At 34.2% G+C, this 8,582-nt stretch carries 6 protein-coding genes and 1 pseudogene; 4 read left to right on the top strand and 3 right to left on the bottom strand.

Translation table 11 applies throughout. The annotated features are described in order from the left end of the window. The 4 genes and pseudogenes from F972_RS15675 to F972_RS00850 form a co-directional block, all read left to right on the top strand. Nucleotides 1-69, top strand: a pseudogene (locus F972_RS15675) (cytoplasmic protein); the annotation flags it as partial. Nucleotides 70-271: 202 nt separating this feature from the next. Then, nucleotides 272-1,543, top strand: coding sequence for a DUF262 domain-containing protein (locus tag F972_RS00840; RefSeq protein WP_004763336.1), 1,272 nt, complete (start codon nucleotides 272-274; stop codon nucleotides 1,541-1,543). Further along, nucleotides 1,540-2,598 (top strand): AAA family ATPase, encoded by a 1,059-nt coding sequence (locus tag F972_RS00845; RefSeq protein WP_004763337.1) that lies wholly within the window; start codon nucleotides 1,540-1,542, stop codon nucleotides 2,596-2,598. The genes F972_RS00840 and F972_RS00845 overlap by 4 nt, the downstream gene beginning before the upstream one ends. A 1-nt stretch (nucleotide 2,599) precedes the next feature. Beyond that, nucleotides 2,600-3,499, top strand: a complete 900-nt coding sequence (locus tag F972_RS00850) for a hypothetical protein (RefSeq protein WP_004763338.1) — start codon at nucleotides 2,600-2,602, stop codon at nucleotides 3,497-3,499. A gap of 69 nt (nucleotides 3,500-3,568) precedes the next feature. On the opposite strand, the gene F972_RS00855 is transcribed toward F972_RS00850, so the two are convergent. The 3 genes from F972_RS00855 to F972_RS00870 all read right to left on the bottom strand — a co-directional run bounded on the left by F972_RS00855 (nucleotide 3,569) and on the right by F972_RS00870 (nucleotide 6,078). Next, nucleotides 3,569-3,832, bottom strand: a complete 264-nt coding sequence (locus tag F972_RS00855; protein WP_004763339.1) for a hypothetical protein — start codon at nucleotides 3,830-3,832, stop codon at nucleotides 3,569-3,571. Nucleotides 3,833-4,653: 821 nt separating this feature from the next. After that, entirely contained in the window at nucleotides 4,654-4,863 is a 210-nt protein-coding gene (locus F972_RS00865; protein WP_034428019.1) for a hypothetical protein, read from the bottom strand. Between the two features lie 117 nt (nucleotides 4,864-4,980). Next, nucleotides 4,981-6,078, bottom strand: a complete 1,098-nt coding sequence (locus F972_RS00870; RefSeq protein ID WP_004763343.1) for a hypothetical protein — start codon at nucleotides 6,076-6,078, stop codon at nucleotides 4,981-4,983. Between the last annotated feature and the right edge of the window lie 2,504 nt (nucleotides 6,079-8,582).

Genomic DNA, 8,582 nt, shown 5'->3' on the forward strand with positions numbered 1-8,582 from the left:
GGCTATCAAACACGAATGAATAAAATTTTACGGGATGCCATGCTAAAAGAATTAAAAAATCATCAATAAAAATGGGAGCTTAGGCTCCCATTTTTGACTGCGTATAACGTGTATTATGTTAATTTTAGGAAATTTTAACTATAAGATAAATAATTCACTATGAGTAATTTCAAATAGTAGAATTACCCTTTTCTTAAAAACTTTTATATCTCTTAAAGCTATAAATATAATGATATACTTATATCATTTTAAAATTTATAGAGTTTTTAACGTGGATCATAATGACTTTAAAGAAGAATTGTCAGAAACAGGTAATCCTGTAGGCATTGAATTTGAAGATGAAGATGAATCCACCTTAATGGAACCATTTGATCCAGAGAAGATTTCTATTGAGCAACGTGTAGTTGCCATGGAAACAGTAATTAGAAGATTAAAACAAGGCCTAATAAATTTAAGCCCAGCATATCAACGTAATGAAGTATGGGATGATACTCGTCGAAGTCGATTAATTGAATCTTTAATGCTAAAAATCCCTTTACCAATGTTCTATGTTGCAGCTAGTGATAATGGATCATGGGAAGTTGTCGATGGATTACAGCGTTTATCCACTATAAAAAAATTTATTATTGAAAAATCACAAAATAGACTTGTATTAAAAAACTTAGAGTTTTTAGGTGATAAATTTGATAAACATGATTATACAGCCCTCGAAGGACAAGCAGATTATCCAAAATATTTAAACAATTTATTAGAAACAGAACTTAGATTTACGGTCATTAATCCTAGTACTCCTGAGGCGGTTAAAAGAAATATTTTCAAAAGAATTAATACAGGTGGTATGCCATTAACTCTACAAGAAATAAGAAATGCTCTTTATCAGGGAAAATCCACAGAATTACTGTTTGAATTAGCAAACTCGCCAGAGTTTTTAAATACTATAAAAACAAAAGTTAATGATACTCGTATGGCTGCGCGTGAACTAACTCTAAGGTTTATAGCTTTTAATCTATTTTCGTATAATGTGTATCCTAGTTTTACTTTAGATACATGGTTAACATCAAGTATGCAAGCTATTAACCTAATGCCTCTATCTAATGATTCAGATATTAACTTGAAAAAGATTGAAGAAAAAATTGGTTCAACTCTTACTCAATCAATCAAGGTCTACAATGTAGAGCAGTTGAGGCAAAATTTCACTTTAGCTATGCAGCGAGCTGAAATAATATTTGGTAAGTATGCATTCAGAAAGATTGGAACTAACTCTTCTAAAATAGCTCCTATTAATCGGTATCTTTTTGAAAGCTGGAGTAATATTCTAGTAGATTTAAGTGAAGATGACTTCAATAAACTATTAGATGAAAAAGAACTATTTGAAGAAAATTTGAATAAATTAAATACAAATTTTTCCTATGTTAATTCAATTGGTAAATACGCATCCCAAGGTAAATATGTTCTTTATCGGTATAAAATACTTTCTTATTTAATTAGAGAAACAATAGACTCTAATATTATCTCTCTTGATTCAAATGAGTGGACTGTATGATTAGTAAACTAAAAATTCAAAATTTTAAGTCTTACGTTAACTCTGAGATTGAATTAAATAGACTAACAATATTGAGTGGATTAAACAATTCAGGTAAAAGCTCAATCATTCAAGCAATTAGAATGGTTTATCGTAGTTCTTTAGGTAAATCTCCTTATCTAAATGATTATGGTGCATATGAAGAATTATGGTGTAAATATAGCCCTAAAGGTAATTCAATAGTTCTGGAATTTGAGGGTATAGAAGATGCTAAGCTTGAAATTTCCCCCTCTAAACATATTTCAGCTAAAAATGCTCCTCTTATTTCTTATATTGGTGCAAATAGATTAGGTCCACAAAAGACTTTACCCATTCAATATCAACCAATTATGTACAATTATTTGGGTGAAAACTCTGAATATGTGTTAGATATTATTAAGGCATTAGAATTCTCTAAAATTCCAGAAAATCTACATCATTCAAATAGTGCTGCAACCTCTTTAATATATGAAATTCAGGGATGGTTATCTGAAATTTCACCAGGTGTTAACTTCACATTTGAGATTGATAATAAATCTGATTTAGGGAAATCTGAATTTGATTCATATAGACCAAACAATGTTGGATTCGGTCTTAGTTATGCACTACCGATAATTGTTGCTGGGTTAGCTTTATCTTCAGAACCAGCTCAGGGTAATGAAAATGAAGAAGAAAAAATAGCTAATTGGTATCAACAAAAAGCTCAACGAGGAGCTTTATTAATAGTAGAAAATCCAGAAGCTCATCTGCATCCACGAGGTCAGACAAAATTAGGAATTTTTCTTTCGAAAGTTGCCAGTTGTGGTGTACAGGTTATTATTGAAACTCATAGTGATCATTTAGTCGATGGTGTACGTATAGCTGTGAAAGATCAACTCATTGATCATGAAAATACTAGTTTTTATTACTTAGATAAAAAAGACAACTTAAGCCATCTTACTAAAATTAACATCGATAGAAATGGACGTATGAGTGAATGGCCAAATGGTTTCTTTGATGAAGCTTTAAAAAATAGATCTTACTTAATAAGAAATTAACATGAATAATGAGTTTATATTTAATGAAAATAGTAGTGTTTCAAGTTATTCAGATAACTTAATTTCTATTATAGAAAATATGTTTGAAGGACTAGTATCTATTGGTTCATTTGGAGATACATATACTCTATATGCTGATAATGTAGATAGGTTATTTGATATTTGTTTTGCAGAAGATTATAAATTAAAAGATTACTATGATCTATGCTTTACTCATAATAGAGAAATGGCTTTTTTTTTATTAGAGCTAATTGATAAATCTCCTCTTATAAATCATATAGATAATAGAAAATTAGATGAATTGACAAGTAAAACATTTTATGTAGATGGCTTAACTTTAAAGAATGAAATTCCTATAGTTTTCTCTGCTCTATATAATACATATTTATTAAGTCTTGGAACAGATCCTATTTGGACAAAAAATGAAATTATAGTCTCTCAATTAGATGAAGATTTCATATATAATGGTGCTTTAATAAATGCTTTAAATATTAGCTCTAAAACAAATTCTATTTTTTTTAACTCTTTAAATAACGATGATCAAACTCTAGAAAAATTAGATCCTAACGCAATTTTTCATGAAAAAATGACGGAATGGTATCTAGCATTAATACCTGAAAATAAAACTAGACTATATGAAAAACTAAAGTTCATATTTTCTAATAACTTTAATGTATCTAGTGCATTAATCAAGCCTATTACTAGGAATTTTAAAAATAAGCCTGTGACTTTTTCTGAAATTAGACTTGATACTATTTCAGGTGGAACTATGAGAATTTTTTTCAAAAAAATAAATAGTAATCCTTATTTTTTTATAGGTTGGACTAAAAAAGATGATAATGAAGGTTATACAGAAAACCATAAATCAGCATGTGAAATTTTAGAAAAAATTCAAATTTAGTCGATAGCATAATCGCTATTTAACATAAAATCTCTTATACGAAATTTGAATTGTAAGTCCCAGTTAGCCTCAATCCTGGCTTACTTTACGTTTTTTAATTTTAAAAGTTCCACGACTCGCTACTCGTTGAGCAAGTTCAGGATTACGTCCAGATAGGTGTTTAATCACAATTGGGTGACCATTGAGTTCCTTAAGCAGTACAGTATCGTTTTCAACATACATAACTGGTCCACTTTGAGCTGCGGCAATAAAGCGGTCTCGAAGTACATTTGCGGCTTTGGCAGCAATACCTGATTCATTGTCATCTTCATCAATTAGATCTACTGTTGACATAGTGCCGCACTCCCAGTTAGCTGATATATGAATCATATTACAAGTCGGGTAGACAGGATAAAGAACTAGAGACCTTTCTACATATAATGCTCTGATCGACACACACAATAGCTTCTTTCCACATTAAGGTAGGTATTATGTGTGATCTTAATTTTATGTTTAATTTCAATAACTTAAAAAAGTTAATGTTTGAGTTTTATTTTTACCATCTAAATACAATAATATTTAAAATCAAATACTTATATTTTATAAAAAATTTAAAGCTTAGCAACACACATCATAGCTACCTAATTTGACTTAATCAGGTAGCTATGATGTGTGTTGGTATTAACCATCTTATTGAATTTCAGTACTTTACTAACAATTTAACTCTCTATAATTTTAATAATTTTTTATGAAGCCAGCTATCATCCGACACAAAATTTCTACCCATTTTTAATCCTGGATATTTAAAATCTGTAGGGAGTTCGTCATTCAAAAATTTAGCTGCCAGAGAACCAAATGAATCATATAATTTTTCAGAAATTAGAAAAAATGAATAGGCACTGCAATACTTGTGCTAAATCTTATGCACTTTTGACTTTGTTGACTCTAATCACTTTTTTTATCTATTTTTTTAATCATTTCACATTAGAAATTCTCTTTACAGACCCCAATGCCCTATTACCGGTGATCAAAATGGAAGCGTTGGCACTTGGGATAATGCACATTGTTTACTGCTTCTTTTTCAAATATGTCGATAAAAAACTTCAAATATTCGGCTTAGATTCAAATAATCTGAATGAATACATCCAGCGGAATCAGGCATTTTTCCAAAAATATTAAGGTATGGCTTCTCCAGTGGAACTCATGTCTTGTAATACATCAAAGACAAGTCTTTCAATGCCTGAGCGTGCTTTATCGCTGTCCGGATCTAGCCAGGACAGCGAAGGAAATTCGGCACAAAGGCCAACAAATTCTCGATCTTCGGCGGACCAGTTCACGCTAAATGAGTAACGGGCTTCAATCTTAAAATCGAAAAAAGCTTTCATATATTTTGCTGCGTGTTTGGCCTCACTCCTCAAATCGTCAATTTCTTGGCGGCTGAGATAATCATCATCAGGATATTTTGGCATAGTTCACCTTTAATCTTTAAGTTTTTGCTTATTCTATTTGTTCAAATACATCGTATCTGCATTACGACAAGCCAGTTCAAACTCTTTCATATTGCAATTTTTTTTGGCTGTGAATCTTACATAGTGAAGATTCTTGGGAAAATACATCTGGTTCAGTTTCTTCTGTGCTGGATCTCGAGCATTGAGGATTGATCTCATCCTGGCCTGCAAAGTGCCGATTTGATGACGTGTCCCATGAAAGTTTCCCTTAGAACTTAACCTGAAGGTGGCTTCTTTCAGACGGTCAGCCTTTTCAGTAGAAATTAAATCAAGTTTTTTATTCAACTCCCAGGTAGCTGATTGCATAAACTCCTCTGACAAATACCAGGTGAATCTGATCTTTTTTTGAGAATGCCGCTGAAAAAAATCCAGATGCTTTTTACGAACGCCACGTAATGCACCGGTCAGTGCTTTCAACCGCTCGTTATAACTGACTTCAGGATCAAACTGAATCCCAAATCTTCGCAACAGGAATTCACTCACTGATGCCTGATTCCAATGTGTATGTTCATTCTCTAAAAAAGCAAATCCGAAAATCCGCTGAATACTTTCAAAACGTTTTTCTTCAAAGGCATTAAAAGGCTGAAACAGGCGGTAAACGTGCTTCCGGTTGCTATCAATGGTTTTCATCTGCTTCGCGTGCACATTAAAAATCACGCCAAAGCGTTCCGGATGATAATAGACCCGAGAAAACTGCGGTTTAAGATCCATAAAATCGATGTACTGTCCAAGCACATAAGCACCGAAGCGTAATAGTTTTTCTTTTTTAGTCGTCAAAATACTATTCAGTTTTTGCTTGCGTAGCATACTCGAATTCTGAGCGAGTATTTCTTGTAGCGTCAGCTTGCTTCTTCGTGCTTCACGATAACCGGTGCTAAATAACCAGAACTGGAACACCTCACTTTTTGCCGGATCATAATTGATCACAAGACTCCACACTGGCTCCCCGTAGTCTGATTTTTTCTTACGCGCTTGCTCACCGAGATCCAGACCATACTCTAAAATTAGTTTCGGAATCAGGTTTTGAAACTTCGAAAAAGGCACAACATCAGAAAACCAGAACTTTGCTTTTCCATTAGAAACGCACTGCATGAGACTAAGCAGGCAGTCATTTTTTGTTGTTGTGTAGTAGATCATAAATCAACCAAAACCTGCGTTTTTTGCGGAAAGCATAAAAGTCTATCTTTTATTTTAAAGAATCACAAAACCATTTTTCACTAAAAATGGTTTTTTTTTGAGCGAAGATGGTTTTTCTGTAAATAAGAGTTCCTGTGGATTCGTGCTGATAGTGGTTTTCGGGGTTGTTTTTACGGTATCAGCGGCTTATTCTGTGTCTGCCAAATATGATTTTTTTGGGATCGATGTGATTCGTATCTGTCCCGAATTTTTCTAAACCCTTGTCATTGCGGTTTTATGTGTATACGTCAGCCAACGTATACTAAAACTCGCAAAGCTGCGTGCGTGAGAAATCTAGCTGGCGCGGCTATGACGGGCACTAGGTGGTGAAATTCCGCTTATTGACCCAATCCTGATTGCATATCATATAAACGTAAATCTGCTTTTAAGCTGACCAGTCGTTGATATGTAATCTTTGTAATAGTTGGGCGACATAGAAACGGGAATCTAGGCGACTAGATCAAACCCTGTCTAATGGAGAGTGTGAGTAACTTCAAGGATTGAGAGTTGCGTTAACAACACCTATTTCATGCTTCAATTTTTACGAAGGGCATGATGTATGGCGCACAGGTGGGCTGCTGAGAATATCGCGAGGTATTAGGGAGTTGAGGAGAAATCTGGAAACTTCGGTACTCAAGGATTAACTTGAATGACTTGTCGAGATGACATTTCAGGTTAGTTGGTGAGATCGCTGGATAGCTCAAGCCTGTAACGGTGACACGTAGAACGTTATGTCACTCAGAAATTAAGACTGCATTGATTAAGTTCATTGCGGTCTTTTTTATTTTTTAGTGATTTAAACATAGCGAAGATGTTGCTTTGCGTAGGTCAAGTGCTTTACCCACAATGAAGTCGAATAACGGTGAATAATACGGGTTTTTGGAACTCTTACCGTAGAACAACGGAATCGCTGTTATTTTGTGGAGTGGATAAGCGTACTGATCGTTTATTAATACTGGTTTACTTTTATTAATGAACAAAGACCATTATGACTAATATGGGAATCTCTCAAGTCGATCATTATACAAGGTGGCTCCTTGATATAGACTTTTGAAGCGAAAACCTGCCTTGAGTGGGGAATAAGTTTTGATTCATGAGAGAGGGAGAGTTGTTGAGTAGATTCTGTAGCAGACAATGATACAGATCCAGTCACTTCGAGCGAATAAAAACGTAAGCGGTGATGAAGCGAAAGACAATGCGGGAAATATTTAAAACCACTGACAAGGGTTTTTAAAGTGAGGTGTGGCAGCCTCGGTATCTATGAAATGGTACGAACTTTTTTGGCGTGGAAGAAAATCAAAATGATTATTTCAATTATTAACGTGGCTGTTAGTAGTTGTGATATTTGATGATTATTCAGTAAGAAGCATGAACGGTGGCTCCGTTGTTGGTTCACGCCAACCAAATATCTTAGTTATTAATCCAAACTTTAAAGTGGAATTAATCGCTACTAGCTATTTTTTTTAGCGGTGACGTTATGAAGCAGTCAAGTTGTTTTACTAGCGGAATAGTGTTTTAGCGGTGATGTATTCTTTCCTGAATTTTCATCTAGCGGTCCAAATGTGACTTAGCGGTGACGATTGAATTTGATGGTTGAATATTAGCGGACCTGTACTTAGCGGTGATGGAAAACATCTTGCTTGGTAACTAGCGGAAAAGTGGTATTAGAAAGTCGTAGTTGTGGAACTAAAACACAACCGAAGTTTGTCTTAAACTTAGTGGTGATGACAGTCGGGCATAAGCTGTCTGAACGGTTTGAGATTCGCTTCCTTTGTTATGCAAAGAGAATGTCACAAGTTGATAACTGTGAAAACGTACCAATACGTTCTATTGGCGTTAGGCGGTAACGTGAAACTCCAATATGAGCCCTGTTCTACTTCAGTAGACAGGGCTTTCCTATTTGGCGCTGATTTTCGTTTTAAGCAACTTTTTATAAAAAAGCTACCTGACATCATAAAAATCTGTAATCAGGCTAAAAATCGCGAATACAAGCGTCTAATCGGGATATATAGAGCGAGTGTCTACGAGCGAACTATGAAAAGTTGCGCCTAGACTCCCTGAAAAACTGTTTTTTACAGTTTTAGATCCTTGAAAAACTTAGATCACATGTAAAATTTTGAATCTAGGTCGAGCGAAGCGAGCAAAAAAGCACCATGAGCGAAGCGAATTCCGAGTTGCTTTTGCTTTTTTTTAAAAGTCACGGAAACATTGACCAAAAAATTGCCCCCCGAATCGAGCGAAAGCGAGATTCAATAGAGTTTGAGCGTAGCGAAAACCAAGGGCAATTTTTCATGATTTAAGTTTTTAATTATTTTTAATGTTTTTAATATTCTTTTAACCTTTCTCTAAGCCTTATACATAGGGCTTTTGGAACGCAATATAGCAACGTTTGCTCGGTGATATAGCAACGTTTGCTCGGT

Origin of the sequence: Acinetobacter sp. CIP 102529, from assembly GCF_000368325.1 — a bacterium.
GTDB classification, from domain to species: domain Bacteria; phylum Pseudomonadota; class Gammaproteobacteria; order Pseudomonadales; family Moraxellaceae; genus Acinetobacter; species Acinetobacter parvus.